This window comes from Lutibacter sp. B1 (assembly GCF_012524075.1).
Classification (GTDB): Bacteria; Bacteroidota; Bacteroidia; order Flavobacteriales; family Flavobacteriaceae; genus Lutibacter.
On record NZ_JAAZUI010000139.1, the window covers coordinates 1 to 696 of the forward strand.

General features: G+C 31.0%; 1 protein-coding gene. It reads left to right on the forward strand.

Going from position 1 to position 696, the window contains the following annotated elements; genetic code table 11:
• Window positions 1–306: 306 nt before the first annotated feature.
• Window positions 307–603, forward strand: coding sequence for a hypothetical protein (locus HGB55_RS15285; protein WP_247649236.1), 297 nt, complete (start codon window positions 307–309; stop codon window positions 601–603).
• Window positions 604–696: the final 93 nt, after the last annotated feature.

Here is a 696-nt window from a genome sequence, read left to right on the forward strand (position 1 = left end):
TTAAAGGTCTTTTTAAATGTGTTGTAACAAAACAGACTACTTTCTACTACAGAATAAAATTTGAAAGAGAAGAAATTGAGATTATTACTGTTTTTGACACAAGACAAGATCCAAATAAATTAGAAAACGATATAAAATAAAGTACGAAAGCCCAACAATGGCTATATTGCATTGTGGCGGATTTTCTTTTTCAGAAAATCCTCGTATATTTACTAAAGTTATTGCTATGGCGGAAAAATCTTGCCGATTTTTCCACAACGACAACATAGCCTAAACCGTTGGCTGTAATAACACGAAAAAGATAAAATGACACCGAAACAAGTAGAAAGAATAAAAAATAAAATCACGAAAATTAAACGTGCGCTTTCTGCTGACAAAAAACGTTGGGGAGGATATTATGATGACAGCCGAGGGCTGCGATATTTACCACCAGAATTATATTTAAAAATAAATGATTATTCAGGAGCTTTAAGATATTATAATTGGTTTGATAAAAATTTCCCTGAGGACTCAGGATATCCAATATTTCTTCTTGAATGGACTATTACCCTTTTTAAAACTAAACGGATTCGTTACTTTACCGACAGTAAGAATTATAGATAAAAACAAATGTATTTTTACCATTAAACAACAGTTCCACTTACTGCATTAGCTTTAGAAACGGAATAGAGGAAATCTACTATTTATATTAAGTAC

Coding starts and splice junctions, on each gene's coding strand:
- HGB55_RS15285 (WP_247649236.1), top strand. CDS start 307: ATGACACCGAAACAAGTAGAAAGAATAAAAAATAAAATCACGAAAATT.